Genomic DNA, 26,965 nt, shown 5'->3' with positions numbered 1-26,965 from the left:
TATGCCAGTGCGGCAGCCGTCTGTGTCGAGGGGTGGCGCATGTCCAGGGAGCAACGCGGGCCGAACGAAAAGCTCGGCACCGTTCTCGCCCTCGCGGGAATCAGCAACGCGGGACTCGCACGACGCGTCAACGACCTCGGCGCGCAGCGCGGGTTGACGCTTCGGTACGACAAGACCTCGGTGGCCCGCTGGGTGTCCAAGGGCATGGTCCCGCAGGGTGCCGCGCCGCACCTCATCGCGGCCGCCATCGGCCAGAAGCTCGGCCGCCCGGTGCCGCTGCACGAGATCGGCCTGGCCGACGCCGACCCCGCGCCCGAAGTCGGCCTCGCCTTCCCCCGGGACGTCGGCCAGGCGGTGAAGTCGGCGACCGAGCTGTACCGCCTCGACCTCGCCGGGCGCCGCGCCGGCTCCGGCGGCATCTGGCAGTCCCTCGCCGGATCGTTCGCGGTGAGCGCCTACGCGACACCCGCCTCACGGTGGCTGATAACCCCGGCCGACAGTTCGGTGGCGCGCGAGGCGGGCCCCGCTGAGGGCTCCGGCGCACCGATCAAAGTCGGCCACAGCGATGTGCAGAAGCTGCGCGAGGCCGCCGAGGACGCCCGGCGCTGGGACTCCAAGTACGGAGGCGGCGACTGGCGTTCCTCCATGGTCCCCGAGTGCCTCCGCGTGGAGGCCGCCCCGCTCCTCCTGGGCTCCTACTCCGACGAGGTCGGCCGCGCCCTGTTCGGGGCCAGCGCCGAACTCACCCGCCTCGCGGGCTGGATGGCCTTCGACACCGGCCAGCAGGAGGCCGCGCAGCGCTACTACATCCAGGCCCTGCGCCTGGCCCGCGCGGCGGCGGACGTCCCCCTGGGCGGCTATGTCCTCGCGTCGATGTCGCTGCAGGCCACCTACCGGGGCTTCGGCGACGAGGGCGTGGACCTCGCCCAGGCCGCCCTGGAACGCAACCGGGGCCTGGCCACGGCCCGCACCATGAGCTTCTTCCGCCTGGTGGAGGCACGGGCCCACGCGCGCGCGGGAGACGCCCAGGCGGCCGGCGCGGCCCTGAAGGCGGCCGAGAGCTGGCTGGAGCGCGCCCGACCCGGCGACCACGACCCGTCCTGGCTCGCCTTCTACTCCTACGACCGCTTCGCCGCCGACGCGGCCGAGTGCTACCGCGATCTGAAGGCCCCCCGCCAGGTCCGCCGCTTCACCGAGCAGGCTCTGTCGCAGCCCACCGAGGAGTTCGTCCGCTCCCACGGACTGCGGCTGCTCGTCGGCGCGGTCGCCGAACTGGAGTCCGGCAACCTGGACGCGGCGTGCGCGCAGGGCGTCCGCGCGGTGGAGGTCGCCGGCCGGATATCGTCCGCGCGGACCACGGAGTACGTGAGGGATCTGCTGCACCGCCTGGAGCCGTACGGCGACGAGCCGCGCGTCGTGGAGCTGCGCGAGCGCGCCCGCCCGCTGCTCATGGCCCCGGCGTGACCACGGCCGCCTCCCGGGTTTGAGGGCATTGTCAGTGGCGCAGTGCACTATCGGTACCGGGAGGTGGAGCAGGTGCGGAAGATCGCCTACGACTGTGACGTGCTGGTGATCGGCGGCGGCATCGTCGGCCTGTCGACGGCGTACGCGATCACGCGCAGGGCGCCGGGCACACACGTCATGGTGCTGGAGAAGGAACCGGGCCCGGCCCGGCACCAGACCGGCCGCAACAGCGGTGTCATCCACAGCGGCATCTACTACCGCCCCGGCTCCCTCAAGGCGCGGTACGCGGTCCGCGGCGCCGCCGAGCTGGTCAAGTTCTGCGCCGAGTACGACATCGCGCACGCCGTCACCGGCAAGCTGATCGTCGCCACCGACCGCGCCGAGCTGCCCCGCCTGCACGCCCTGGTGCAGCGCGGCCGGGAGAACGGCATTCCGGTGCGCGAACTGGGCGCGGCCCAGATCGCGGAGTACGAGCCGCAGGTGCGGGGCCTGGCCGCCATACACGTCGGCACGACCGGCATCTGCGACTACGTGGGCGTCGCCCGCCGTCTGGCCGCCGCCTCGGGCGCGGAGATCCGGTACGGGGCGCAGGTCGTACGAGTGGACCGCCGCCCGGAGCTGGGCGTGGCCGTGGAGACGGCCGGCGGGGCGGTGGTGCGGGCCCGGGTCCTGGTGAACTGCGCGGGGCTGTACTGCGACGAGGTCGCGCGGCTGACCGGCGACGACCCCGGCATGCGGATCGTCCCCTTCCGCGGGGAGTACTACGACCTGCGGCGGCCCGGGCTGGTCAACGGGCTGGTCTATCCCGTGCCCGACCCGGCCTTCCCCTTCCTCGGCGTCCATCTCACCCGGGGCATCGACGGCAGCGTCCACATCGGGCCGAACGCGGTGCCCGCCCTGGCCCGCGAAGGGTACGGCTGGGGCGTCGTCCGGCCCGGCGAGCTGGGCCGCACCCTGGCCTGGCCCGGCGCCTGGCAGCTGGCACGGAGGCACTGGCGGTACGGGGCGGGGGAGCTGCGGCGGTCGATGTCCAAGGGGGCGTTCACCGAGGCCGTACGAAGACTGCTGCCCGCGGTGACCGAGGCGGATCTCGGACCGGCGGCCGCCGGGGTGCGGGCGCAGGCGGTGCTGCGGGACGGGACGCTGGTGGACGACTTCCTGATCCGGGAGGGGGCGCGGGCGGTGCATGTGCTGAACGCGCCGTCTCCGGCGGCGACGGCGTCGCTGCCCATCGGGCGGGAGGTGGCGCGCAGGGTGCTGGGGGTTCTGGCGGGTGGGTGAGGCGTTGTGGTGAGCGGTGTGTCGACGTGGCCGGCGCCGGGGCCGGGCGGGGGACGCGACCCGGTGGTACGGGGTGCCTCCCCCGAGTTCTTCGGGCAGGGGGGACCTCCAGCGCCCACCCGCGCCGCCCCAAGCGGCACGAGTGCCCGCGGCTGCGTGCTTGCGCAGCCCGTAAACTCGGAATCACTGTGTCTGACTCCCTGAACTCCTCCGCAGCCCGCCACCCCGGTCGCCCCCAGGGCGTGCCCCGGTTTCCCGACGGGCCGCAGGCCGATCCCGCCGGGTCGCACTTCGAGCGGCGGATCCGGAGTTTCCAGCCGCGGCGGAGCCGGGTGACCGCGGGGCAGGCCGACGCGCTGCAGCGGCTGTGGCCGAAGTGGGGGTTCGACATCGACGGCGGCCGGGTGATCGACCTCGGCGAGCTGTTCGGGAACGACAACCCCGTCGTCCTGGAGATCGGCTTCGGCATGGGTGAGGCCACCGCCCAGATGGCCGCCGCCGATCCCGGCACCAACATCCTCGCGGTCGACGTGCACACCCCCGGTCAGGGCAATCTGCTGAACCTCGCCGACCGAGGCGGCCTGACCAACGTCCGCGTGGGCAACGGCGACGCCATCATCCTGCTCCGCGAGATGCTGGCCCCGGACGCGCTGAACGGCCTCCGCGTCTACTTCCCGGACCCCTGGCCGAAGAAGCGCCACCACAAGCGGCGGCTCATCCAGCCGGAGTTCCTGAGCCTCGCCGCGACCCGGCTGAGGCCCGGCGCGATCCTGCACTGCGCCACCGACTGGGAGCCGTACGCGGAGCAGATGCTCGAGGTCCTCACCGCGCACCCGGACTTCGAGAACACCCAGGCCGACGGTGGTTTCGCGCCCCGCCCCGGGTTCCGTCCGCTGACCCGTTTCGAGGGCCAGGGACTGGACAAGGGTCATGTCGTGAACGACCTGCTCTTTCGCCGCGTACCACACGTAACGTCAGCTCAGCCCCCCGCCGACGCCTGATCCACCGCGGGCGGCTCCGTCCCTCGTTAGGGTCCATGCCGTGGCCAGCAGTCCCCCGTATCCCGCGCCTCCCGGCTTCCCCGCCCCCGGGGCGGCCCGGCCCGCACACTGGTGGCGACACCCCTGGGTGCGCTACGGCGCGCTCATCACCCTGCTCGCCCTCTCCGGGCTCGTCATCCTCGCGCTGGTGCGCGAGGAGACCGGCACCGAGGGCTTCCTGGTCGGTCTGGGGCTCGCGATCCTGCCCGTCCCGCTGCTCATGGCCGCGTTCCGCTGGCTGGACCGGGTGGAGCCGGGCCCTTGGCGGAACCTGCTGTTCGCGTTCGCCTGGGGCGCCTGCGCGGCGGCGCTGATCGCGATCGTCGCCAACAGCTTCGCGACGCGCTGGATAGCGACGGCCACCGCCGACCCGGCGAGCGCGGACACCCTCGGCGCGACCGTGATAGCGCCGGTCGTGGAGGAGTCCGCCAAGGCCGCCGCGATCCTGCTGCTCTTCCTGTTCCGCAGGAAGGACTTCACCGGCATCCTCGACGGCGTGGTGATAGCCGGGGTGACCGCGACCGGCTTCGCGTTCACCGAGAACATCCTCTACCTCGGCACCGCCTTCGGCACCGACCAGATGCACGGCGACGACGGCATCGCCTCCGTCACCGCCGCCACCTTCTTCGTGCGCGTCGTGATGTCCCCGTTCGCGCACCCCCTGTTCACCGTCTTCACCGGTCTCGGTTTCGGCATCGCCGCCCTGTCCGGGGACCGCCGGCGGCTGCGCCGGGCGCTGCTGCCGCTGGCGGGTCTGCTGCTCGCGATGGGCATGCACGCCTTCTGGAACGGCTCGGCGACCTTCGGCGAGTACGGGTTCTTCGCGGTCTACGGCGCTTTCATGGTGCCCGCGTTCGGGATCCTGACCTGGCTGGTGATCTGGACCCGGCAGCGGGAGCTGCGCACCGTCCGCGAGGAGCTGCCCCCGTATGTGGTCGCGGGCTGGCTGGGCCCGGCGGAGCCCTTCGCGCTCGGCTCGATGCGGGCCCGCCGGCTGGCCCGCGAGTACGCCGGGCACCACCTCGGCAAACCGGCCTCCCGCGCGGTCGCCGAGTACGAGGCGTACGCGACGTCGCTGGCGTTCCTCCGGCACCGGGGGCGGCTCGGCCGGGCGGGCGGGGACTTCCTCGAACGGGAACGGGAGCTGCTGCACGAGCTGTGGCGCCGCCGGGAGGTGGCCCGCCCGGCCCTGGAGTACGCCGCCCGGATGACGGCGCCTCCGATGCCGGTGATGATGCCGTGGCCGGCGCACGGCCCGGCGGTGCCGCACCCCGCGCACCGGTCGCCGCACCCCGCGCACGGGATGCCGTACCCCGCGCACCCGGCGCCGTTCGCCGCGCACCCGGCGCCGTACCCCGCCTACAACCCGTACCGGACCTGACACCCCGCGCAGCCCGCGTACGGCCCTGCCCCCGGGCCGCCCCCGCCGGGCCCTGGGCGGCGTCAGGCCGAGGCCTCCCCCAGCCGGGCCAGCTCCTCCTGCGTCAGCCGCAGTTCGGCGACGCCCAGCAGTGCCGGCAGCTGGTCCGGCGTGCGCGCGGAGGCGATCGGCGCGGCCACCGTCGGCTGCGCGGCGAGCCAGGCCAGGGCGACGGTGGCGACGGGCACGCCGTGCGCGGCGGCGACGGTGTCGAGCGCGTCGAGCACCCGCCGCCCCCGCTCACTGCCGAGGTGCTTGCCGGCCCCGGCCGCCCGCGCGCTGTCCACGGCCGTACCCGGGCGGTACTTGCCGGTCAGGAAGCCGGAGGCCAGCGCGAAGTACGGCACCGCGGCGAGACCGGCCCGCACGGCGACGTCCTGGAGTTCGCCCTCGTACGTGTCCCGGGAGACCAGGTTGTAGTGCGGCTGGAGGGCGACGTACCGCGCCAGCCCCTCCCGGTCGGAGAACTCCAGGGAGGCCCGCAGCCGTTCGGGCGAGATGTTGGAGGCGGCGATGTGGCGCACCTTGCCCGCCTTCACCGCTCGTCGAGCGCGCCGATGATCTCCTCGACCGGCACCTCGGGCTTGTCGAAATGGGTGTAGTAGAGGTCGATGCGGTCGGTGCCGAGGCGGCGCAGGGAGGCGTCGGCGGCGGCCTTGATGTTCGCGGCGCTCAGTCCCGGGTACTCGGGGTGCTGGCTGACCTTGGTGGCGACGACCACGTCGTCCCGGTTGCCGCGGGCTTTCATCCAGGCGCCGATGATGGTCTCGGACTCACCGCCGGAGTTGCCGTCGGCCCAGGCGGAGTAGGAGTCGGCGGTGTCGACGAAGTTGCCGCCCGCGGCGGCGTAGGCGTCGAGGACGGCGAACGACTGGTCCTGGTCGGCGGTCCAGCCGAAGACATTGCCGCCGAGGGAGAGCGGGAAGACCTCGAGGGCGGAGGAGCCGAGCTTGCGCAGAGAAGTCATGCCCGGTGTCAACACGGCATGGGGAACCGGGTATTCCGTGACCGGCAGCCCTGACGTCGGGGGGTTTGCCGTCAGGACCGCCGGGGCTCGGAACGAAGCCGGGGCTCGGAAGAGGCCGGGCTCACAAAAGACCGGGGCTCACAAAAGACCGGGGCTCAGACGCTGAGGCCCTTGTCGCGCAGCCAGGCCAGCGGGTCGACGCCGCCGCCCCCGGGCGTCTTGACCTCCAGGTGGAGGTGCGGCCCGGTCACGTTGCCGGTCGCGCCGACGCGCCCGATGACGTCCCCGGTGCTGACCTTCTGGCCCACGCTGACGTTGATCGACGACTGGTGGGCGTAGAGGATCTCGGTGCCGTCGTCCAGGGTGAGGACGGTCTTGTAGCCGTACGCGCCGCCCCAGCCGGCCTCGGTGATGGTGCCGGAGTGCACCGCCTTGATGAGGGTGCCGGTGGGCGCGGCGAAGTCCAGGCCGGTGTGGTAGCCGGAGGACCACATGGAGCCGGCCTGGCCGAACTGGGAGGTGAGGGTGTACGAGGAGGTCGGCAGCGTGTACTGCTTGGCCAGCTCGGCCAGCCGCTCGGCCTCGGCCTTCTTGCGGGCCTCCTCCTCCGCCTTCTTCTTCTCGGCGGCGGCCTTGGCCTCGGCCTCCTTCTCCGCCTTGACGGCGGCCTCCGCGGCCTCCTTCTCGGCGGCGGCCAGCGCTTCGGCGGCGGCCTTGGACTCGGCCTGGTCCTGCTGCTGCTCGGCCTGCGCCATGATGCGGGCGCGCAGCGCCTCGCCGGCGTCGGCGGTGCCCTGCTCGGTCTCCACGGCGGTGACGCCGATGCCGCTCAGCGGGGCGGCGGCGATCCCGGTGGCCTCAGCCTCGGTGTCGGTGTCGTCGGAGATGAGCGAGCCGACGTTCGGCAGGTCGGGCATGGAGATGGAGACCGGCGGCTTGCCGGTCTGCGCGGTGGCCATGCCGCCCGCGCCGACGGCGGCTATGACTCCGACGCCGAGCACGGTGGAGCTGCGGGCCAGTCCGCCGCGCTGCTTGGCGACGCGGTGCCGGCCGCGTACGGGGCGAATGGATTCCGCGGTGGGATTCCACTCCTCCCACGGGCCCTCGTCGGTGCGCTCACCGCCGTAGACGAAGGTGTCGGCGGGGTCTGCGGGGCGCTGGCCGGGCACGAACGGGGCCTCGGGGGCAGGCCGGTTGGACGCCACGTGGGCGTACTCCTTTCCTTCCTTCTCGCCTACCGGGTTAGCTGACGGGTTCGGAGCAGGAAGGTCTCCTACGCGCGTAAACCAGCCGTGCGGACACGACTCCTTACGCCCGATTCACCCCAAGGTGGTGGTTCCCCGGTTCCCTCACGGGATTCGGCGCGTGCGCACGGAGCCGCCTCTTGTGACGGCTGTGACGACCGCGCTGCGTTATCGGACGTTAATAGAACCGAGGGGTGATTTCCAAGCCGTTCAGCTTGATCATTACGTTTCGACGGGTGGACGTACGGCCCACGGACGGCGAAAACCGGGCGAGTTGACCCCCACTCAGGACCACTTCAGCAGCGTCCCGGTTTTTGATGGTGACTCAGTTGTTATGCGGAGTGGGTTCGGCCACTCACTGGCCGTGACGGTTCGGAAAACACTCAGGGCCGGAACCCATCTTCATGGATTCCGGCCCTGAGCCTTCAGTAGCGGGGACAGGATTTGAACCTGCGACCTCTGGGTTATGAGCCCAGCGAGCTACCGAGCTGCTCCACCCCGCGTCGTTGACTCAAGTGTACGCCATGTTCGGAGGTGCTCCGCGCCAGGGTTTCCCTCCGGCCGGCCGGCGCCGGATGAAGTAATAAGGGTGACGGCTCACGAGTCGAACCGACCCCGCAGCCGAACCAGAAACCCGCCGTGTCCCCGCCGTCCTCCAGATGGGTGCGCCGATGCCCTACCCGTACGTCCTGCTCTCCGCCGCCGTCTCCCTCGACGGATATCTGGACGACACCGGCCCCGAACGTCTCCTCCTCTCCGGCCCCGCCGACTTCGACCGGGTCGACGAGGTCCGGGCGTCCGTCGACGCGATCCTCGTCGGCGCCGGCACGATCCGCACCGACAACCCCCGGCTCCTCGTGAACTCCCCCGAGCGCCGCGCGGCCCGCACGGCGGCCGGGAAGCCGGAGTACCCCCTGAAGGTCACGGTCAGCGGAACCGGCGACCTGGACCCGGGCGCCCAGTTCTGGCACACGGGCGGGGAGAAGATCGTCTACACCACCCCGGGAGGCGCCGGGCGCCTGCGCGCGGCGGGCATCGCGGACACGGCGGAGGTCGTCCCGCTGCCCGGCGACTGGGACTGGCGCGCGGTCCTGACGGACCTGCACGACGTACGGGGCGTACGGCGGCTGATGGTCGAGGGCGGCGGCCAGGTCCACACCCAGCTCCTCCAGCAGGGCCTGGCCGACGAACTCCAGCTCGCCCTGGCCCCCCTCTTCGTCGGCGCCCCGGACGCCCCCCGCCTCTTCGGCCCCGGCCGCTACCAGCCGGGCCGCCTCCGCCTGGTGGAGACCCGCCCGGTGGGTGACGTGGTCCTGATGCGCTACGAGCCGACGGCCCCCGGCACGGGCGCCGTCCCGACCGCGGCCGATCACCACTGGCTTGCCCTGGCCTGCGCCCTGGCGGCGCGGTGCCCCCCGTCCTCCTCCGCCTTCAGCGTCGGCGCGGTCGTGGTCGCCGCCGACGGCGCGGAACTGGCCCGCGGTCACTCCCGGGAGGCCGGCGACCCCGTCGTCCACGCGGAGGAGGCGGCCCTGGCGAAGATCGACCCCGCGGACCCGCGCCTGCCCGGCGCGACCGTCTACTCCAGCCTGGAACCCTGCACCCACCGCGCCTCCCGCCCCCGCCCCTGCGCCCGCCTGATCCTGGACGCGGGCGTCCGCAGGGTGGTGACGGCCTGGCGGGAACCGGACACGTTCGTGGCCGGGGCGGACGGAGCGGGGGCCCTGAGGGCGGCGGGAGCGGCCGTGGTGGTCCTCCCGGAACACGAGGGGACGGCGCAGGCCCCGAACCGCCACCTGCTGCCCTGAAGGGGGCGCGGAACGCGCACGCCCCCGGCTCAACTGAGGTCTGAGCCGGGGGCGTTCCGGTAGGCCCTGTGGGACTCGAACCCACAACCAATGGATTAAAAGTCCACTGCTCTGCCAATTGAGCTAAGGGCCCAGGCGTTGTTCGCCACCCCGAGCATAGCCGGATCGGGCCGTGTCTCCGATCGGGTATCGAGGACACGGCGCGGCCGGGCGGTGCGGGACGGGGGCCGAATCGGCGCGGATTCTACGAATCGGCGGTTTCCAACACCACCGCCCGCTCCCGCTCCGCCCGCAGGAACCAGTGCCGGGCCGAGGCCAGCCACCAGCTCGCGGCGAAGCCCAGCACCACCAGTACGGCGACCGGTGCGTAGTTGAAGGTCTCCCGGGTGACCGGCGACACCTGCGGCAGCATGAACAGGACGGTGATCACACCGACCCAGCCGACCGCCACCACACCGATGGCCCGGGACCAGCGTCCCAGGTGCCAGGGCCCGCGTTCGAAGGCGTCGCCCTTGCGCAGCCGGAGCAGGGTGGGGATGACGTAGGCGATGTAGAGCCCGATGACGGCGATCGAGGTCACCGCCGCGTACGCCGTGACATTGATCAGGTACGGCAGTCCCAGCGCCAGGGCCCCGCCCGCCGCCAGCCAGACCGCCGCCACGGGCGTGCGGGTGCGCGGGCTGACCGTGTGCCACACGCGGGAGAAGGGCAGCGCGCCGTCGCGGGAGAAGGCGTAGATCATGCGGCTGTTCGCGGTGACCGACGCCATCCCGCAGAACAGCTGCGCCCCGATCACCACCAGCAGCAGCAGCTTCCCCGCCGTCACGCCCAGCGCGTCGAGCAGGATCTGCGCGGGCGGGGCGCCGGTCGGGGAGGTGAGGGCGCCCTCGTAGGACTGGATGGCGAAGGTGAAACCGAGCAGGAGCACGAATCCGGCGATCCAGGAGGTCCAGATCGAGCGGACGATCCCCTTCGGCCCGGCCGTCGACGCGTCGTGCGTCTCCTCGGTCATATGGGCCGAGGCGTCGTAGCCGGTGAAGGTGTACTGCGCCATCAGCAGCCCCAGCAGCACCACGTACACCCCGCTGCCCCACCCGGTGTTGTTCACGAACTCGCCGAAGACGAAGGACGCGGACTGATGGCGGTCCGGTACGAGGGCCAGGGCGCCGACGATCACCGCCACGCCCAGCACATGCCACCACACGCTCACGCTGTTCAGCAGCGCGACGACCCGTACGCCGAAGGTGTTCAGCAGGCCGTGGAGCAGGAGGATCGCCGCGAACAGCAGGATCGTCCGCCCCGGGGTGACCTCCCAGCCGAACTCCAGGTTCAGATACGCCCCGAGGAACGACGCCGCCCCGAAGTCGATCCCGGCCGTCACCGCGACCTGGCCGAGCACGTTGAACCACCCCGTGAACCAGGCCCAGGCCGCCGCGCTGCGCTCCGGTGCCAGCCGGTGCGCCCAGAAGTACAGCCCCGCCGAGGTGGGATACGCGGAACAGATCTCCGCCATCGCCAGCCCGACGAACAGCGTCATCAGCCCCACGGCCAGCCAGCCCCAGGTGATCACCGCGGGCCCGCCGGTGTTCATCCCGAACAGGTAGAGCGTCAGGCACCCCGACAGGACCGAGATGATCGTGAAGGAGACCGCGTAGTTGGAGAACGCCGACATACGGCGAGCGAGAACCTGCGTGTAACCGAGCTGGGCCAGCCGCTCTTCGTCCGACAGCCCACCCGCCTTGCCGTCATCTGTCATGCCCCCAGCAATTCCCCTGCCGGGGCCGTGACACACGTCACAAAGACCCGAAGGCCCGTACGACCGGAGTCGTACGGGCCCTCAGTTGCTCAGCTGCGGCGCGCCGGGTATCAGCCGTTGCGCTTCCAGCGCGGCTTGTCCTCACGGCGGCCGAAGGAGCCGCCGCTGCGGTGGTCGTCACGGCGGCCGTAGGGGCGCTCGTGGCCGCCGGTGCGGAAGCCCGGGCGGTCGCCCTGGCGGTCGCGGTTGAACGGGCGGTCGCTGCCGCGGTGACCGGTGCGGTCATCCCGGCGGAAGCCGCCGCGCTCGCCGTCACGGCGCTCGAACGAACGGCCGCCACGGTCGTCACGGCGCTCGAAGCCGCCACGGTTGTCACGGCTGTCACGGCTGTCACGGCTGCGGTCGCGGTCACGGTCGAAGCCACGGTCCCGGTCACGGTCGCGGTCGAACGGACGGCGGTCGTCGCGGCGGTCGTCCCGGCGGAAGCCGCCACGCTCGCCGTCACGGCGCTCGAACGAACGGCCACCACGGTCGCGGTCACGGTCGCGGTCGAACGGGCGGCGGTCGTCGCGACGGTCGTCCCGGCGGAAGCCGCCACGGTCACCGTCACGACGGTCGAAGGAACGGCCACCACGGTCGTCACGGCGCTCGAAGCCACCACGGCTGTCACGGCCGTCACGGCTGCGGTCACGGTCACGGTCGAAGGAACGGCGGTCGTCGCGGCGGTCGTCCCGGCGGAAGCCGCCACGGTCACCGTCACGGCGCTCGGCGCGCTCCGCGCGGTCCACGTCCTGCGCGGCCGGCTGCTCCGGAACCGCCACGGCGTCCACCCGGGCCTCGGCCACCTCGGCCGCGGGGGCCTGGGCCGGCTCGTTGGCCTCGGCCACCGCCGCCTCCGGGTCCTCGCCGCGCTCGCGCGCCATGCGGGCGACCAGGCGGTCCGCCTCCTCGCGCAGCTCGGCGGCCCGGCGCTGGGCGCGCTCCAGCTGCTTGGTGAGCTGGGCGACCTCGCGCTCGGCCTGCTGGGCGGCGTGTCCGGCGGACTCCGCCTGGACCTCGGTCATCGACCGGGCGCCGGTGATCTCGGCGACCTCGGGGTCGAAGGCGCCGCCGCCCTGGATGATGTGGCGCGAGGCGTCGACGCCCGCGTCCTCCATCAGGCGGAAGATCTGGCGCCGCTGGTGCGGCAGGGACAGGGAGACGACCGTGCCGGTGCGGCCCGCGCGGGCGGTACGGCCGGCCCGGTGCAGGTAGTCCTTGTGGTCGCCCGCGGGGTCGACGTTCAGCACCAGGTCGATGCCGTCGACGTGGATGCCGCGCGCGGCGACGTCGGTCGCGACGAGCACGTTGACGTACCCGTCCTTGAAGTCCGCGAGGGTGCGGGTCCGGGCGCCCTGGGTCATACCGCCGTGCAGCGCCTCGGCCTTGGCCCCGGCGTCGCGCAGCTGCTCGGCGACGCGGTCGGCGCCCAGCTGGGTGCGGACGAAGATGATGGTGCGGCCCTTGCGGGAGGCGATCGCGGCGGTGACCGGCGCCTTGTCCTTGGGCTTCACGATCAGGATGTGGTGCGACATGGTCGTCACCGCGCCCTGCGCCGCGTCCACCTCGTGCAGGACGGGCTCGTTCAGGTAGCGGTCGACGAGGGTCTTGATCTCGTTCTCCATCGTGGCGGAGAAGAGCATGCGCTGGCCGCCCGCCGGGACCTGGTCGAGCAGCTCGGTGACCTCGGGCAGGAAGCCCAGGTCGGACATCTGGTCGGCCTCGTCGAGGACGGAGATCTGCACGTCCTCCAGGGAGCAGGCGCCGCGGTTGATGATGTCGCGCAGGCGGCCCGGGGTGGCGACGAGGACGTCGACGCCGCGCTCCAGGGCGTAGATCTGGTTGCCCATGGACGTACCGCCGCAGACGACCTTCATCTTCAGGCCGAGGACGTCGCCGTACGGCTGGAGGGCGTCGGCGACCTGCATGGCCAGCTCGCGGGTCGGGGTGAGGATGACCGCGCGGGGCCGCTTCTTCTCGGTGCGGCCGCCGGCCAGCTGGGCCAGGGTCGGCAGACCGAAGGAGAGGGTCTTGCCGGAGCCGGTGCGGCCGCGGCCGAGGATGTCCTTGCCGGCCAGGGCGTCCGGGATGGTCGCGGCCTGGATCGGGAAGGGGGTGGTCACGCCGTTCTGCGCGAGCTTGCGCACGACGCCCTCGGGGAGACCGAGGTCCGCGAAGGTGAGCTCGGGGGTGGTGTCCTCGACGGACTCGGCGGTGACCTCGGTCTCGGCCTCGGTCAGGGCCTCGTTCTCGGCCTCGGTCACAGCCTCGGTCACGGCCTCGTTCTCGGGCATGACGGCATGGTCAGGGGTGATGATGGACATACGTATGCGAAACCTTCCGGAGTCTCATCGGCACGCGCCCGTCAACTCCGTGATTCGCAATACGACCGCCTCGATGCGGTCAGCCACGGCAAAGGAGAGTACGCGCCACACGGCGCGCTCTACGTCGGCGCCGGGCAAATGGGATCAAACGATCTACCAAGATACGCACCCCCCACCCCGAAAGGCAAATCGCCAGCTCAGAGGGCCTGCCGCTCTGCTGACGCCCCTCAGCGGCAGCTGCCTAAGCCGGCAACCCCGCCTGCGGTGCCGGCTCTCGTTCTGCCAGCTGAGGGCCCGGGTCCGGATGCGCGGACGACGAGGGTTCCGCGACCGTCGGCTCCGGGGACGGCGGCGGCTCCGGCGACGGCGGGGGCGGCTCGGGGGCCTGGGTGGTCCGGGTGGGCGTCGGCTGGGCCGGCGTGGGCCTGGGTCCCCCGCCGCCCGGTTTCGTGGTCCGCCCGGGCCCGCCCGGCGCCGAGGCGGTCACGCCGCCCCCGGCCGGCGCGGAGGCCGACGGCGCCGAGGACGCCCCCGCCCCGCCGTCCCGCTCCCCCTTGCCCTTCCCGTCGCCCTTGCCCTTGCCCTTCCCGTCCGCGCGGTCGGCCTCCCCGGCCGCCACGCCCTGGTACCCGCCGCCGCCGGTCACCGCCGGGAACCCGTCGGGTGCCTCACCGCCCTCCGGCCCGGCCGAGTGCGACGGCTTGGCCCGGCCGCCGTCGTCACCCACGCTCATACAGCCGGCGGCAGCGGCGACGGCCACCACGGTGGCGGCCAGGCGGACGGGTACGTACAAGGGGCGCACGAGCAGCCACCTCCGGGGGCCGGTGAAGAGTCAACGTGCCCAACTCCCGCCGCCCGCAAGAGGACACGCGCCACGCTCATCCGTACCCGAGCGCGTGCAGCCGGGCGTCGTCGATCCCGAAGTGATGGGCGATCTCGTGCACCACGGTGATCTCGGTCTCCGCGACCACGTCCTCCCGGCTCTCGCACATCCGCAGGGTGGGCCCCCGGTAGATGGTGATCCGGTCCGGCAGCACCCCGGCGTACCACTCGCCGCGCTCCGTCAGCGGAGTCCCCTCGTAGAGCCCGAGCAGCTCGGGATCGTCGGCGGGCGGTTCGTCCTCGACGAACACCGCGACGTTGTCCATCAGCCGCGTCAGCTCCGGCGGGATCCGGTCCAGCGCCTCGGCGACCAGTTCCTCGAACTCCTCGCGCGTCATCTCCAGCACAGGCCCATTGTCGGGTACGACGCCGCCGTACGAGAGGCTCACGACGGCCGTTCCCCGCCCGGACCACCCCGGGCATAGCCACCGGCGCGCCGGGGCACAAGGCCCCAATGGCCCGCGTCACCACCGCAGTCCTGAACGCCCTGACCCACCCGATCCGCATGCGCAGTACGTCCCGCACCCACCGGCCCCCGCTCGAACCGGCCCCACGCTCCCGCCCCTGGACCCGCGCCCTCGGCCTGGTCGCGGTCGTCCTGCTCGGCGGCTGGCTGGGGCTGCTGGCCGTCGGGCAGGTCCGGGTCCCGGTCGGCCCGATGGACACGACGATGACCCTGCGCCCGTCCTTCACCGGCGGCACGAAGATCAATGTCTCGCCGCTGGGCGCGCTGCACCTGGACAGCCATATCGCCCCGGTCCGCCTGGACGTCAACGTCGACCAGCTCGACCCGGTCCGCTCCCAGGCCCTGGTCGACCACCCCGAACGCCTCTCCGGCCTCCAGGACGAGGTGACCCGCGACGTCGGCCACGGCACGCTCGACCTGGCCGTCCGCTCCTGCGTCGCCGTGGTCGCCGGGGCCACCGCGCTCGGCCTCGCCGTCTACCGCCGCCCGGGCCGTGCCCTGACGGCCGGCGGCCTCGCCCTCGCTCTGCTCGCGGCCTCCGGCGCGACGGCGTACGCGACCTGGAACCCGAAGTCGGTCCTGGAACCGCGCTTCTCCGGCCTGCTCTCCTCCGCGCCCTCCGTGGTCGGCGACGCGCGCAGCATCGTCACCGAATTCGACGTCTACCAGAAGGAGTTGGCGCGCCTGGTGACGAACGTGACGAAGCTGTACGACGCCACCTCCACCCTCCCCGCGTACGCCCCCGACCCCACCACCATCCGCGTCCTGCACGTCTCCGACATCCACCTCAACCCGGCGAGCTGGACGATCATCTCCTCGCTGGTGGAGCAGTACGAGGTGAACGTGATCGTCGACTCCGGCGACACCATGGACCACGGCACGGCGGCGGAGAACGGCTTCCTGGACCCCATCGAGGACCTGGGTGCCCCGTACGTCTGGGTCCGGGGCAACCACGACTCCCGGGTCACCCAGCGCTACCTGGAGGGCCTGAAGAACGTCACCGTCCTGGACGACGGCCGCGCCAGGACGATCGCGGGGCTGCGCTTCGCGGGCATCGGGGATCCCCAGTTCACCCCCGACCGCACCGACAAGCCGGGCGCCGAGCAGTCCCAGGAGCTGGCGGGCGCCCGCCTGGCCTCGGCGCTGCGCGACGAGCGGGCCGCCGGGACGCCGGTGGACGTCGCCATCGCCCACGAGCCGGCGGCGGCCCGTCAGACGGACGGCGAGGTGCCGCTGGTGCTGGCCGGGCATGTCCACCACCAGAAGACGGAGGTCATGAAGTACGGCACCCGGCTGCGCATCGAGGGCTCCACGGGCGGCAGCGGACTGCGCGCGGTCGAGGGGCGGAACCCCGATCCGATCGAGGCGTCGATCCTCTATTTCGACCGCGACACCCGCCGCCTCCAGGCCTGGGACGCGATCCGGCTGGGGGGTCTGGGCCAGACGACGGCGGAGGTCAGCCGCCACTTGGTGGAGGAGAACAAGCCGGGCACGTCCCCCTCTCCGGCCGACTCGCCCAGCCCCTCTCCGTAAACCGTTTTGGCGATCCCTCCCGCCATCCCATATGCTTCTCACGTCCCCGACGCGCTGAGAAGCGCCCAGGCGGGCCGATAGCCCTCATCGTCTAGCGGCCTAGGACGCCGCCCTTTCAAGGCGGTAGCACGGGTTCGAATCCCGTTGGGGGCACGCAGTACCGTGTGCGACACTTACCTACGTTGGTTCGCACGCAAGCCACGCTTGGTCCTGTGGAGCAGTTTGGAGTGCTCGCCACCCTGTCAAGGTGGAGGCCGCGGGTTCAAATCCCGTCAGGACCGCTGAGGTTTTCGTTTCACGTGAAACCTCGTGGCTGGGTAGCTCAGTTGGTACGAGCGTCCGCCTGAAAAGCGGAAGGTCGCCGGTTCGACCCCGGCCCCAGCCACAATCGCCCCCTCCGGATTCCGGAGGGGGCATTTTTGTGGGCCCTGGCCCCGGTCGGTCACTCCTTGTTGCGGGCGCGGGTGACGTTCGGCTCGCAGTCCGGGGCGATGTCCCAGGGGCCGCCGACATTGCCGGTCAGGTCGTTGTCCTCGATGACGCCGCTGCTGCCCCCGTCGATCCACACCCCCTCGTAGCGGTTGCGGTTGATGCTGTTGTGGCGCAGGACGGTGGAGCTGCCCTCGTCGATCCGTACGCCGACCCCTCCGTTGCCGGTGATGGCGTTGTCCTCCAGCTTGCCGAGGCCCCCCTCGTAGGCGTAGACGCCGTTGACCTTGTTGTCGTAGATCTGGTTGCGGCGCAGCGTGGGGTCCGAGCCGGTCTTGATCTCCACACCGGAGAACTGGTTGCCGAAGATCTCGTTGTCCTCCAGCGTGCCCAGGCCGTTGTTGAAGATGAAGACGCCGCTCTGCCTGCCGCCGTGGATCTTGTTGCCGCGCAGCCGCGGGTCGGCACCGTCACGGATGGCGACGCAGGCCAGGCTGTCGCTGCTGATGTCGCACTTCTCCAGCTCCAGCCGCCCCTGGAAGATCGTGACACCGTGCGATCGTCCCGTTCCCCCGGTCCGCCGCAGGGTCAGGTTCGACACCCGCCCGATGCTGGCCTTGAACACCAGGGCACTGGCGTCATGGGCCCGGATCTCGATATCGGCACGGGGCCCGTCACCGATGATCTCCAGCGGCTTGTCCACGATCAGGCTCTCCTCGTAGAGGCCGGGCCGGACGAGGATCAGGTCACCGGGACTGGCGGCCTTGATCGCCTCGCTGATCGTCGGGAAGTCACCCCGGTGGTAGGGGTCGACCACATGGGTCGGCGACGGGGACTTGGCCGACGTCCCGGCCGCGGCGCCGGTGTCCCCGGTCTGCCGCGTCGCCAGGTCCCTCGGCTCCGACCGCCGCGCCGGCGGGGTCGCCGCGGGAGTCACCGGTACCGGGGCGGGCATCCGCCAGAACGTGTCCCTCATCCGCGTCGCCAGCTGGGCGATCGCCTTGCGCACCACGGGCGAGCTGAACGGCTCGAAGCGCAGCTCGCGCCAGTCGGCGTACTGGCGGCTGTGCAGGACCTTGGCCAGCTCGTCGGCCTCGCGCAGCGCGGGATCGTTCATCTCGCGGGTGTCGATGTAGTGCACCGGCAGGATCAGGTCCTGCCGGCCCAGCTTCCGTTCCCGCTCCAGGAAGCGGGTCACCTCGTCCCGGCACGCCGGGCTGCGGAACAGACTCGGGGTGATGACGACCAGCAGCAGCGTCACCGCGTCCAGCGTCTCGTCGATGCGCTGCTGCCAGTTCTGGCCCCAGGCGATGTCGTTGCGGTCCTGGAAGATCGCGAAGTCCTCCCCGGTCTGCGCCCGGACCTCCGCGGCGAGCCGTTCCCGGAACTCCGAGAGCTGGCCGTCGTCATGCTGATCGTCGAATCGGACATAGCTCATGAACGCCGCAGGCTTCACCGACACGGCATCCCCCTCCCGTCACAGTGCGTGAATTCTGACACCTTGGGTGTGACGAGAGCAGCGCAATGCGGGAAACCGCGACCGTACGGTGCCGCGCGCTCCCGTCCGGCAGTGCGCCGCGCGCCGCTCCGCGCCAAAAGCGTTAGCCACGAATTTCCCGAGGATGAGATCCTGGATCGCGTATGTCTACGCATCCCGCCCCCGCCCTCGGCGCTCTCGCCCCCCGCCTGACCGAGCTGTCCCTGCGCGACGCGCACCGGCTCGGGCGCAGGCTCGAAGGCGCACGCAAGATCCGCAAGCCGGAGGCCCGGGCCGCCGTCCTCGCCGAGATCGAGGCGGAGGTCGCCAAGGCCGAGGAGCGGATGGCCGGTCGCCGCTCCCGTGTGCCCGCGATCACGTACCCCGAGCAGCTGCCGGTCAGTCAGAAGAAGGACGACATCGCGGCCGCCATCCGCGATCACCAGGTCGTGATCGTGGCCGGTGAGACCGGCTCCGGCAAGACCACGCAGATCCCGAAGATCTGCCTGGAGCTGGGCCGGGGCGTGCGCGGCATGATCGGGCACACCCAGCCCCGCCGGATCGCCGCCCGCACCGTCGCCGAGCGGGTCGCCGACGAGCTGGACACCCCGCTCGGCGAGGCCGTCGGCTGGAAGGTCCGCTTCACCGACCAGGTGAACCCGGACGCCACCTTCATCAAGCTGATGACGGACGGCATCCTGCTCGCCGAGATCCAGACCGACCGCGAGCTGCGCGCCTACGACACGATCATCATCGACGAGGCCCACGAGCGGTCCCTCAACATCGACTTCCTGCTCGGTTATCTGGCCCAGCTGCTGCCGAAGCGGCCGGACCTGAAGGTCGTCATCACATCGGCGACCATCGACCCGGAGCGTTTCTCCCGGCACTTCGGCGACGCGCCGATCATCGAGGTCAGCGGCCGGACGTACCCGGTGGAGGTGCGCTACCGCCCGCTTCTGGAGGAGGACTCCGAGGACGCCGACCGCGACCAGATCACCGCGATCACGGACGCGGTCGAGGAGCTGATGGCCGAGGGCCAGGGCGACATCCTGGTCTTCCTCTCCGGTGAGCGGGAGATCCGCGACACGGCGGACGCGCTGACGAAGAAGCAGTACCGGTTCACCGAGATCCTGCCGCTGTACGCCCGGCTGTCGCACGCCGAGCAGCACCGCGTCTTCCAGCCGCACACGGGCCGCCGGATCGTCCTCGCCACCAACGTGGCCGAGACGTCCCTGACCGTCCCGGGCATCAAGTACGTCGTCGACCCCGGCTTCGCCCGGATCTCCCGCTACAGCCACCGCACCAAGGTCCAGCGGCTGCCCATCGAGCCGGTCTCGCAGGCCAGCGCCAACCAGCGCAAGGGCCGCTGCGGCCGGACGTCCGACGGCATCTGCATCCGGCTGTACAGCGAGGAGGACTTCCTCGCCCGCCCGGAGTTCACCGACGCGGAGATTCTGCGGACGAACCTGGCGAGCGTCATCCTCCAGATGACCGCGGCCGGCCTCGGCGACATCGAGAAGTTCCCCTTCATCGACCCGCCGGACCACCGCAACATCCGTGACGGCGTGCAGCTCCTGCAGGAGCTGGGCGCGCTGGACCCGGGGCAGAAGGACCCGCGCAAGCGGCTCACCGAGCTGGGCCGCAAGCTGGCCCAGCTGCCCGTCGACCCGCGCCTGGCCCGCATGGTCCTGGAGGCGGACAGGAACGGCTGTGCCCGCGAGGTCATGGTCATAGCGGCGGCGCTGTCCATCCAGGACCCGCGCGAGCGCCCGGCCGACAAGCAGACCCAGGCCGACCAGCAGCACGCCCGCTTCAAGGACGAGACGAGCGACTTCCTCGCGTATCTCAACCTGTGGCGGTACGTCCGCGAGCAGCAGAAGGAGCGCGGATCCAGCTCCTTCCGCCGGATGTGCAAGCAGGAGTACCTGAACTTCCTGCGCATCCGCGAATGGCAGGACATCTACACGCAGCTGCGCACGGTCGCCAAGCAGATGGGCATCCACCTCAACGAGGACGACGCCCCCGCCGACCGCATCCACGTCTCCCTCCTCGCCGGCCTGCTCTCCCACATCGGGATGAAGGACGTGAAGGACGGCAACAAGAACGAGTACCTGGGGGCGCGGAGCGCCAAGTTCGCGATCTTCCCCGGCTCGGCGCTGTTCAAGAAGCAGCCGCGCTTCGTGATGTCCGCCGAGCTGGTGGAGACCTCTCGTCTCTGGGCCCGCGTCAACGCCAGGATCGAACCCGAGTGGGTCGAACCGCTCGCGGGCCACCTCATCAAGCGCACCTACTCCGAACCGCACTGGGAGAAGGACCAGACGGCGGTGATGGCGTACGAGAAGGTCACGCTGTACGGCGTCCCGATCGTCGCCCAGCGCAAGGTGAACTACGGCCGGATCGACCCGGAGGCCAGCCGCGAGCTGTTCATCCGGAACGCGCTGGTCGAGGGCGACTGGCGGACCCACCACAAGTTCTTCGCGGACAACCGCAAGCTGCTCAGCGAGGTCGAGGAGCTGGAGCACCGCGCCCGGCGCCGGGACATCGTCGTCGACGACGAGACCCTGTTCGACTTCTACGACCAGCGGATCCCCGAACACGTCGTCTCCGGCGCGCATTTCGACTCCTGGTGGAAGCACAAGCGGCACGAGCAGCCCGACTTCCTGGATTTCGAACGGGAGATGCTGATCCGGGAGTCGGCGGAGGCGGTCACCAAGGCCGACTACCCCGACACCTGGCGGCAGGGGCAGCTGAAGTTCCGGGTCACCTACCAGTTCGAGCCGGGCGCGGACGCGGACGGCGTGACCGTGCACATCCCGCTCCAGGTGCTCAACCAGGTCACCGACGAGGGCTTCGACTGGCAGATCCCCGGCCTCAGGGAGGAGTTGGTGACGGAGCTGATCCGCTCCCTCCCCAAGCCGATCCGCCGCAACTACGTGCCCGCGCCGAACTACGCCAAGGCGTTCCTGGAGACGGCGGAGCCCCTCCAGGAGCCGCTGACCGTGACGATGGCCCGCGAGCTGAAGCGGATGGTCGGCGTGCCGTTCGAGGCGGACGACTTCGACTGGGCGAAGGTGCCGGACCATCTGCGCGTCACCTTCCGGATCGTCGACGAGCGGCGCCGCAAGGTCGCCGAGGACAAGGACCTGGAGGCGCTGAAGCTCCGGCTGAAGCCGAAGGCGCGCAAGGCCCTCTCCCAGGCCGCGGCGGCGACCGCGGTACGCCAGGGCGGTGAGTCCCTGGAGCGCAAGGGCCTCACCGACTGGACGATCGGCGCCCTCACCCGGGTCTTCGAGACCCGCCGGGCAGGCCAGCCGGTCAAGGCGTACCCGGCGCTGGTGGACGACGGCGACACGGTCTCGGTCCGCCTCTTCGACACGGAGGCCGAGCAGGCCGAGGCCATGTGGCAGGGCACCCGCCGCCTCATCCTCCGCAACATCCCGGTGAACCCCGCGAAGTTCGCCTCCGAGAAGCTGACGAACGCCCAGAAGCTCGCCCTCTCGGCGAATCCGCACGGCTCCATCCAGGCGCTGTTCGACGACTGCGCGATGGCGGCGGCGGACCGGCTGATCGGGGACTTCGGCGGGCCCGCGTGGGACGAGGAGTCCTACCGGAAGCTGTACGACAAGGTCCGCGCGGAGATCGTCGACACGACGGTGCGCACGGTCGCCCAGGTACAGCAGGTGCTGGCCGCGTGGCAGGCCTGCGAGCGCCGTCTGAAGGCCGTCCGCAGCCCCGCGCTGCTGCCGAACCTCCAGGACGTACGGAGGCAGCTGGACGCGCTCGTGAAGCCGGGCTTCGTGACGGAGGCCGGGCTGCGGCGGCTGCCGGACCTGATGCGCTATCTCGTCGCCGCCGACCGGCGGCTCCAGCAGATGCCGACGAACGTCCAGCGGGACACCACCCGCATGGAGAAGGTCCACGAGATGCAGGACGAGTACGCCTGGCTCCTGGAGCAGATGCCCCAGGGCCGGCCGGTCCCGGCGTCCGTCCTGGACATCCGCTGGATGATCGAGGAGCTGCGGGTCAGCTACTTCGCCCACGCGCTGGGCACGGCGTACCCCGTCTCCGACAAGCGGATCGTGAAGGCGATCGACGCGGCCGTGCCGTGACCAAGCCTGCACACAGGGTGAGTTCGACCAGGACGCCCGGCTCCTGTAAAGTCTCTTCTCGCAGCGCAACGCAGCAATAGCGCAGCGAAACCTGGTCCTGTGGAGCAGTTTGGAGTGCTCGCCACCCTGTCAAGGTGGAGGCCGCGGGTTCAAATCCCGTCAGGACCGCATAAAGACGAAGGCCCGCCCCCGAAAGGGAGCGGGCCTTCGGCATGGCCCGGCCCAACAGCTCTCGCCACCCTGTCAAGGCGGTCAAGGCGCAGGCCGCGCCCGTGGCGCAGCCGCGATCGGGTACAGCAGATCCCGTCACGACCGCATGGCGACAAGAGGGCCCGCCCCGGAAGGGGGCGGGCCCTCCCGCGTTGCCCCCTCCCGGTGCGCGGCGGAAGCTCTCTGACGCCCCCTCACGCCCCTCCGAACCCGTCAGGCGTCCCAAATCCGCCGCCGGGTCGTATACGGCCCTCCTGGCGGCGCTCGCGCCCTTGACGGCGTCACATTCGGTCGGTACCCCAGGAGTCAGGGCAGCGTTTCCCGCACGGCCCCCGGAGGTGGCGTATGGCGGCATCGGTGAGGCACGAAACGCGGGCGCTGCTCCGCGCGCATCTGTCGGCCGCGTTGTCGTACCGCCACCTGACCCGGCACTGTCCGGTCTGCCATCAGCTGCTGCGACTCGCCATGCAGTCGCCGGCCGGCCAGGAGGAACCCGCCGAGCGGGTCGAGGACGAGAGCCCCTCCCCGGCATGACCGGCGGCGGCCCCAACACCCTTACGGGCAGGGGGCGCTGGAATCCGAGGCTCCACTAGCGCACGTACGCCGACGCCAACAAGCACGTCGGCATGTGACGGGTGTCACCGCATGAGTTTTTGAAACCGCGGTACTTACCCCGCTCCTACAACTGGTCAATTTAATATGTGCAATTGCACTGCCGTCGAGGGGTGCCCCACAGCCGTTCCGACACCCGGCCCCAGACTCCGACAAGCCCGCTCACAGCGACACCGGGCTTCCGGGGCGCGCGCACAAAAAAGATCGCGCTGGACCCGGCGGAGTCCAGCGCGATCGACGACGCACCCTGTGGCATCTCAAGACTGTGGGCGAGGGGCCTGTTGGGGCAGGACCCGCGTCGTGTGGAGCTAGGGTTTCGGGCTGCCCGGCGGGTTGGGGGACCTGCCGGAATGCCCGGTTATGCAGTTGTTCAGGCCTCGCTGCGCTGCTGCGGGATGCCCGCGAGCAGAGCGCGGACCTCGGCCTCGCGGTAGCGGCGGTGCCCGCCGAGCGTGCGGATCGACGTGAGCTTGCCGGCCTTCGCCCACCGCGTGACCGTCTTCGGGTCGACGCGGAACATCGTGGCGACCTCAGCCGGGGTCAGCAGCGGCTCGGCATCAGGGGTGCGAGCGGTCATGAGCGGCCTCCTCGGGAGAACCGAACCTTCTCGGTTCTTTCCTCTAAATTCTGCACCTTGACCCGCGTTGCCCGAAATGGCGGACGCGAGTCGAGTCGGTTATAGGACGAACGGCTTGTCCTCGGCACTACAACTACACCATCTGTCCAGCCGCGTCGGCCAAACCGATGGAATTGCCCTCCCAGGTGTTCATCAGCGACGGAAGCCGATGGACCATGCCATAGCGGACAGTCACGCCACTGTGACGATCAGTCACAGGGCGATCAGGAGTCACCAGACCCCCCAAAGCGTGCAATGCTGAGATTCCACCCACACTGGAGCACAGCGGGGCGGACGGAGTCCTCCCCGGACTCCTTGTCCTATTTTGGCACGAGGAGGGGCAAGGGACGCAAGGGTGGCGCTACGTGCGGTCCGTCACCCTTGACACACCGTCGCCACATACGCCCGGATCGGGGCCTGTGCTTTGAGTTGACGGCTCGTGAGGTGAACGGTGTGATCCACGTCACTCGTGCGGTGGTGTCGACGCGGTGCTTCAGTTCGCCGACCGACGGTCCCGCACCGAACGCCACCGCTCCACCAGCCGGCCGTACGCCTCGCCCGCGGCCGCCCCGTCACCGTTGCGCAACGCCTCGATGCCCGCGGCCACATCGGCCGCCGAGTGGTCGTCCTCCAGGTCACCGGCCGGCAGGGCGTGCACCAGCCCGCCGTAGTCCAGCTCGACCAGCGAGCGCGGGTGGAACTCCTCCAGCCAACGCCCCACGTCCACCAGGCCGTCGATGAGCGGTCCCTCGTCCATGGCCTCCCGGAGGGTGCGCAGGGCCCGGGCGACCCGGCGGCGGGCCTGCACCATGGGCGTGCGGTAGCGCAGCACCGGCGCGGTGTCCTCCGACGCGCCCCCGGAACCCTTGGCGTACTCCCGTTCCTCGTCGGCCACCAGCACGAACCAGTTCAGCGGGACCTGCCAGGTCGCGGTGCGGATCCAGGGGCGGGCGTCGGGGTTCTCGGTCAGCCAGCGTTCGTAGTCCTGGGTGGCCTGGTGGCGCACGACCGGGGGCAGCACGGCGTCCAGGACCGGCGCGGGCAGCTCCTCGGCGAGATCGCCCAGGGCCTGCCAGCCGCGCAGCCGGGTGCGCCACGGGCAGACGTGCACCACCCCGTCGGCCTCCAGCACGAACGCGTCACCGCTCTCGTGCACCGGGACCACGACGGGCGGGGTGGGCACCAAGTCGGCCAGGGAGCGGCGGAGTTCCTCCTGGTACGAGGGACGGTCCGGGCGGCGGGCGTACCGCTCCCAGTGGCCGCGCTCCGGCTCCGCGAAGGCGGCCAGCGGTTCGTACACACGCAGGTAGGCCGCGTACGGAACGATCACCGAGGACACCTTGGGCACGCCTGCTCCCTCCCCCGCCGGATGCCGGGGAAACCTGGGGAACCCGACGGCAAGGCCGCGGGAAAATTATGCAAATCGTCGCACGGCGGTACTCCGTGGGGAGGTGATCCTGAACACTGTCCGTCCGGCGGCGCTCCCAGGCTCTACTCTCGTGCTCACAGCGCCCGCCACCCTTACGGGATGCTGGTCCCACCCGCCGTTCTTCACCTCAGGAGTCACCACCGTGACCGACGTAACCGACGGCGTCCTGCACACCCTGTTCCAGTCGGACCAGGGGGGTCATGAGCAAGTAGTGCTCTGTCAGGACCGCGCCAGCGGCCTCAAGGCCGTCATCGCCATCCACTCCACCGCACTGGGCCCCGCCCTCGGCGGTACCCGCTTCTACCCGTACGCGACCGAGGAAGACGCCGTCGCCGACGCGCTGAACCTCGCGCGCGGGATGTCGTACAAGAACGCCATGGCCGGGCTGGACCACGGCGGCGGCAAGGCCGTGATCATCGGTGACCCCGAGAAGATCAAGACCGAGCGGCTGCTGCTCGCCTACGGCCGTTTCGTCGCCTCCCTGGGTGGCCGTTACGTCACCGCCTGCGACGTCGGCACGTATGTCGCCGACATGGACGTGGTGGCGCGCGAGTGCCGCTGGACGACCGGGCGGTCCCCCGAGAACGGCGGCGCGGGCGACTCCTCCGTGCTCACCGCCTTCGGCGTCTACCAGGGCATGCGGGCCAGCGCCCAGCACCTGTGGGGCGACCCCACGCTGCGCGGCCGCAAGGTCGGCATCGCGGGCGTCGGCAAGGTCGGCCACCACCTGGTCGAGCACCTGCGCGACGAGGGCGCCGAGGTCGTGATCACCGACGTCCGCGAGGACGCCGTGCGGCGGATCCTGGACCGGCACCCCCAGGGCGTCACCGCGGTCGCCGACACCGAGGCGCTGATCCGGGTCGAGGGTCTGGACATCTACGCGCCCTGCGCGCTCGGCGGCGCGCTGAACGACGACACCGTGCCCGTGCTGACCGCCCAGGTGGTGTGCGGCGCGGCCAACAACCAGCTCGCCCACCCAGGCGTGGAGAAGGACCTCGCCGACCGCGGGATCCTCTACGCGCCGGACTACGTGGTGAACGCCGGCGGAGTCATCCAAGTCGCCGACGAACTGCACGGCTTCGACTTCGAGCGGTGCAAGGCCAAGGCGGCGAAGATCTACGACACCACTCTCGCCATATTCGCACGTGCGAAGACGGACGGGATTCCGCCGGCCGCCGCGGCCGACCGGATCGCCGAGCAGCGGATGGCCGAGGCCGCCGCGGCACGCGGATGGTGATGTTCCGGGTGGTGTCCCGCGGGGTCGTGGCGCGGGTTTGAGCGGTACCTGCCGGTGGGCAGTTAGAGAGAACTCTCACGTCCACCGGCGGGTCGTCCGCCGATAAGTGGTTAAAATCGCCACTGACCAGCGAGGACGGGGCGCCTCGAAGGTCCTGGGCGCGGGCACGTCATGCGGGCGACGTACCGTATGGGCGCGGGCTCAGGTACCGTGGAAGCCCTACGGACCGGCCTCTCCATGGAGAGTCCGTTCCGGACCATGAACGCGTGTCAAGACTCTGGGGCCGTCGAGCCCCGTCGTTGAGGGGGTCGAGCCATGGGGCGCGGCCGGGCCAAGGCCAAGCAGACGAAGGTCGCCCGCCAGCTGAAGTACAACAGCGGTGGGACTGACCTCGCACGCCTGGCCGAGGAGCTGGGCGCATCAACGTCGAACCAGTCACCGAACGGTGACCGCTTCGAGGACGATGAGCACGACGACGACCTGTACGCAAAGTACGCCGACCTCTACGAGGACGACGAGGACGAGGACGACGACTCCTCACGCCACCGTCGCGGCGCTTGACCTTGCACTAGCTTCAACCCGGTCGGTGACCTCGGTCACCGACCGGGTTCTGTGCTGCCCG

At 71.2% G+C, this 26,965-nt stretch carries 18 protein-coding genes, 6 tRNA genes, 1 pseudogene and 1 riboswitch; of the genes and pseudogenes, 14 read left to right on the top strand and 11 right to left on the bottom strand.

Annotation, left to right across the window (positions count from 1 at the left end):
• Positions 1-39: 39 nt before the first annotated feature.
• The 4 genes from VE614_RS32430 (at position 40) to VE614_RS32415 (ending at position 5,166) form a co-directional block, all read left to right on the top strand.
• On the top strand, positions 40-1,464 hold the full coding sequence (locus VE614_RS32430; RefSeq protein WP_324945522.1) for an MFS transporter: 1,425 nt from the start codon (positions 40-42) through the stop codon (positions 1,462-1,464).
• Between the two features lie 42 nt (positions 1,465-1,506).
• Entirely contained in the window at positions 1,507-2,745 is a 1,239-nt protein-coding gene (lhgO, locus tag VE614_RS32425) for an L-2-hydroxyglutarate oxidase (RefSeq protein WP_324945518.1), read from the top strand.
• Between the two features lie 188 nt (positions 2,746-2,933).
• Complete coding sequence (trmB, locus tag VE614_RS32420) at positions 2,934-3,746, top strand: tRNA (guanosine(46)-N7)-methyltransferase TrmB (protein WP_324945515.1); 813 nt, start codon at positions 2,934-2,936, stop codon at positions 3,744-3,746.
• A gap of 40 nt (positions 3,747-3,786) precedes the next feature.
• Positions 3,787-5,166: a PrsW family intramembrane metalloprotease gene (locus VE614_RS32415; RefSeq protein ID WP_324945512.1), complete on the top strand. Its 1,380-nt coding sequence runs from the start codon at positions 3,787-3,789 to the stop codon at positions 5,164-5,166.
• A 62-nt stretch (positions 5,167-5,228) separates the two neighbouring features.
• Here the strand turns inward: VE614_RS32415 and VE614_RS32410 are convergent.
• The 3 genes and pseudogenes from VE614_RS32410 to VE614_RS32400 form a co-directional block, all read right to left on the bottom strand.
• A pseudogene (locus VE614_RS32410) lies at positions 5,229-6,172 on the bottom strand (aldo/keto reductase).
• Positions 6,173-6,327: 155 nt separating this feature from the next.
• Positions 6,328-7,377, bottom strand: coding sequence for a M23 family metallopeptidase (locus VE614_RS32405; RefSeq protein WP_324945510.1), 1,050 nt, complete (start codon positions 7,375-7,377; stop codon positions 6,328-6,330).
• A gap of 11 nt (positions 7,378-7,388) precedes the next feature.
• Positions 7,389-7,546: riboswitch (cyclic di-AMP (ydaO/yuaA leader) on the bottom strand.
• 299 nt (positions 7,547-7,845) lie between these two features.
• Positions 7,846-7,919: transfer RNA gene (locus VE614_RS32400), tRNA-Met, on the bottom strand.
• Positions 7,920-8,087: 168 nt separating this feature from the next.
• Between VE614_RS32400 and VE614_RS32395 the strand changes: the two genes are divergently transcribed.
• The gene (locus VE614_RS32395) at positions 8,088-9,224 is read left to right on the top strand and encodes a dihydrofolate reductase family protein (RefSeq protein WP_324945507.1); all 1,137 of its coding nucleotides are present in this window, start codon (positions 8,088-8,090) and stop codon (positions 9,222-9,224) included.
• A 60-nt stretch (positions 9,225-9,284) separates the two neighbouring features.
• Here the strand turns inward: VE614_RS32395 and VE614_RS32390 are convergent.
• The 5 genes from VE614_RS32390 to VE614_RS32370 form a co-directional block, all read right to left on the bottom strand.
• Positions 9,285-9,357, bottom strand: a tRNA-Lys gene (locus VE614_RS32390).
• 111 nt (positions 9,358-9,468) lie between these two features.
• On the bottom strand, positions 9,469-10,980 hold the full coding sequence (locus VE614_RS32385; RefSeq protein ID WP_324945504.1) for an amino acid permease: 1,512 nt from the start codon (positions 10,978-10,980) through the stop codon (positions 9,469-9,471).
• 110 nt (positions 10,981-11,090) lie between these two features.
• A complete protein-coding gene (locus tag VE614_RS32380) occupies positions 11,091-13,343 on the bottom strand; it encodes a DEAD/DEAH box helicase (RefSeq protein ID WP_324945501.1) in 2,253 nt (750 codons plus the stop codon).
• A 241-nt stretch (positions 13,344-13,584) separates the two neighbouring features.
• Complete coding sequence (locus VE614_RS32375) at positions 13,585-14,145, bottom strand: hypothetical protein (protein ID WP_324945498.1); 561 nt, start codon at positions 14,143-14,145, stop codon at positions 13,585-13,587.
• A gap of 76 nt (positions 14,146-14,221) precedes the next feature.
• A complete protein-coding gene (locus tag VE614_RS32370; RefSeq protein WP_043502155.1) occupies positions 14,222-14,572 on the bottom strand; it encodes a metallopeptidase family protein in 351 nt (116 codons plus the stop codon).
• A 107-nt stretch (positions 14,573-14,679) separates the two neighbouring features.
• On the opposite strand from VE614_RS32370, the gene VE614_RS32365 reads away from it, so the two are divergent.
• From VE614_RS32365 to VE614_RS32350, 4 genes are all read left to right on the top strand, one after another.
• Complete coding sequence (locus VE614_RS32365) at positions 14,680-16,224, top strand: metallophosphoesterase (protein ID WP_324945493.1); 1,545 nt, start codon at positions 14,680-14,682, stop codon at positions 16,222-16,224.
• Between the two features lie 80 nt (positions 16,225-16,304).
• Positions 16,305-16,377, top strand: a tRNA-Glu gene (locus tag VE614_RS32360).
• Positions 16,378-16,430: 53 nt separating this feature from the next.
• A tRNA-Asp gene (locus tag VE614_RS32355) sits at positions 16,431-16,505 on the top strand.
• Positions 16,506-16,535: 30 nt separating this feature from the next.
• A tRNA-Phe gene (locus tag VE614_RS32350) sits at positions 16,536-16,609 on the top strand.
• Between the two features lie 57 nt (positions 16,610-16,666).
• On the opposite strand, the gene VE614_RS32345 is transcribed toward VE614_RS32350, so the two are convergent.
• Entirely contained in the window at positions 16,667-18,091 is a 1,425-nt protein-coding gene (locus VE614_RS32345; RefSeq protein ID WP_324945491.1) for a right-handed parallel beta-helix repeat-containing protein, read from the bottom strand.
• Positions 18,092-18,294: 203 nt separating this feature from the next.
• Here VE614_RS32345 and hrpA point away from each other — a divergent pair, with 203 nt between their 5' ends.
• The 3 genes from hrpA to VE614_RS32330 all read left to right on the top strand — a co-directional run bounded on the left by hrpA (position 18,295) and on the right by VE614_RS32330 (position 22,983).
• Positions 18,295-22,239 carry an ATP-dependent RNA helicase HrpA gene (gene hrpA / locus VE614_RS32340; RefSeq protein ID WP_324945486.1) on the top strand — a complete coding sequence of 1,315 codons (3,945 nt, stop codon included), beginning with the start codon at positions 18,295-18,297 and terminating at the stop codon, positions 22,237-22,239.
• 93 nt (positions 22,240-22,332) lie between these two features.
• Positions 22,333-22,407, top strand: a tRNA-Asp gene (locus VE614_RS32335).
• A gap of 387 nt (positions 22,408-22,794) precedes the next feature.
• Positions 22,795-22,983, top strand: coding sequence for a DUF6274 family protein (locus VE614_RS32330; protein ID WP_324945483.1), 189 nt, complete (start codon positions 22,795-22,797; stop codon positions 22,981-22,983).
• A 448-nt stretch (positions 22,984-23,431) separates the two neighbouring features.
• Here VE614_RS32330 and bldC read toward each other — a convergent pair whose 3' ends face one another.
• On the bottom strand, positions 23,432-23,638 hold the full coding sequence (gene bldC / locus VE614_RS32325; RefSeq protein ID WP_003949541.1) for a developmental transcriptional regulator BldC: 207 nt from the start codon (positions 23,636-23,638) through the stop codon (positions 23,432-23,434).
• Positions 23,639-24,170: 532 nt separating this feature from the next.
• Positions 24,171-25,025, bottom strand: coding sequence for a hypothetical protein (locus tag VE614_RS32320; RefSeq protein WP_324945480.1), 855 nt, complete (start codon positions 25,023-25,025; stop codon positions 24,171-24,173).
• A 223-nt stretch (positions 25,026-25,248) separates the two neighbouring features.
• Here VE614_RS32320 and VE614_RS32315 point away from each other — a divergent pair, with 223 nt between their 5' ends.
• Both VE614_RS32315 and VE614_RS32310 read left to right on the top strand, forming a co-directional pair.
• A complete protein-coding gene (locus VE614_RS32315; RefSeq protein WP_324945477.1) occupies positions 25,249-26,343 on the top strand; it encodes a Glu/Leu/Phe/Val dehydrogenase in 1,095 nt (364 codons plus the stop codon).
• A 315-nt stretch (positions 26,344-26,658) separates the two neighbouring features.
• Positions 26,659-26,904 carry a DUF3073 domain-containing protein gene (locus VE614_RS32310; RefSeq protein WP_166000202.1) on the top strand — a complete coding sequence of 82 codons (246 nt, stop codon included), beginning with the start codon at positions 26,659-26,661 and terminating at the stop codon, positions 26,902-26,904.
• Positions 26,905-26,965: the final 61 nt, after the last annotated feature.

The organism is Streptomyces sp. (genome assembly GCF_035645055.1).
Classification (GTDB): Bacteria; Actinomycetota; Actinomycetes; order Streptomycetales; family Streptomycetaceae; genus Streptomyces.
Note: the sequence above shows the minus strand (reverse complement) of the source record. Positions and strands in the feature narration are given on the sequence as shown.

Bases quoted from the DNA above. Each gene is read 5' to 3' on its own strand.
- VE614_RS32430 (WP_324945522.1), top strand. From the start codon at position 40: ATGTCCAGGGAGCAACGCGGGCCGAACGAAAAGCTCGGCACCGTTCTC.
- VE614_RS32395 (WP_324945507.1), top strand. From the start codon at position 8,088: ATGCCCTACCCGTACGTCCTGCTCTCCGCCGCCGTCTCCCTCGACGGA.
- VE614_RS32385 (WP_324945504.1), bottom strand. From the start codon at position 10,980: ATGACAGATGACGGCAAGGCGGGTGGGCTGTCGGACGAAGAGCGGCTG.
- VE614_RS32380 (WP_324945501.1), bottom strand. From the start codon at position 13,343: ATGTCCATCATCACCCCTGACCATGCCGTCATGCCCGAGAACGAGGCC.
- VE614_RS32365 (WP_324945493.1), top strand. From the start codon at position 14,680: ATGGCCCGCGTCACCACCGCAGTCCTGAACGCCCTGACCCACCCGATC.
- VE614_RS32345 (WP_324945491.1), bottom strand. From the start codon at position 18,091: ATGAGCTATGTCCGATTCGACGATCAGCATGACGACGGCCAGCTCTCG.
- hrpA (WP_324945486.1), top strand. From the start codon at position 18,295: ATGTCTACGCATCCCGCCCCCGCCCTCGGCGCTCTCGCCCCCCGCCTG.
- VE614_RS32330 (WP_324945483.1), top strand. From the start codon at position 22,795: ATGGCGGCATCGGTGAGGCACGAAACGCGGGCGCTGCTCCGCGCGCAT.
- bldC (WP_003949541.1), bottom strand. From the start codon at position 23,638: ATGACCGCTCGCACCCCTGATGCCGAGCCGCTGCTGACCCCGGCTGAG.
- VE614_RS32310 (WP_166000202.1), top strand. From the start codon at position 26,659: ATGGGGCGCGGCCGGGCCAAGGCCAAGCAGACGAAGGTCGCCCGCCAG.